This window comes from Sporosarcina sp. P17b, assembly GCF_002743115.1.
Taxonomy (GTDB): domain Bacteria; phylum Bacillota; class Bacilli; order Bacillales_A; family Planococcaceae; genus Sporosarcina; species Sporosarcina ureae_C.
In genome coordinates this window covers 1-389 of sequence record NZ_PDYP01000050.1, presented here as the reverse complement: position 1 = coordinate 389, position 389 = coordinate 1, and the positions used below count along the sequence as shown (strand labels likewise).

Here is a 389-nt window from a genome sequence, read left to right as displayed (position 1 = left end):
CCCATTACGCAAGTAAGTAAGATCCCTCAAAGATGATGAGGTGGATAGGTCTGGGGTGTAAGTACGGCGACGTATGTAGCTGACAGATACTAATCGATCGAGGACTTAACCTATTTTAAAAAGTAGTTACTTGAGCTACGCCAATGTCTTTTATTCAGTTTTGAGTGAACAAGCTTTACTCAAAAAAACATTTAAAATAATGCTTGCATTAATAATAACAAGTGTTATAATAATAAATGTCCTCAAAAAGAGGTTACATAGTCTGGTGACGATGGCGAAGAGGTCACACCCGTTCCCATACCGAACACGGAAGTTAAGCTCTTCAGCGCTGATGGTAGTTGGGGGTTTCCCCCTGTGAGAGTAAGACGTCGCCAGGCAATTCTTTTCTT

At 40.9% G+C, this 389-nt stretch carries 2 rRNA genes; both read left to right on the top strand.

From position 1 onward, the window contains the following. A 23S ribosomal RNA gene (locus CSV76_RS17090) occupies positions 1-113 on the top strand; the annotation flags it as partial. A gap of 148 nt (positions 114-261) precedes the next feature. Then, positions 262-377, top strand: a 5S ribosomal RNA gene (gene rrf / locus CSV76_RS17085). Positions 378-389 lie beyond the last annotated feature (12 nt).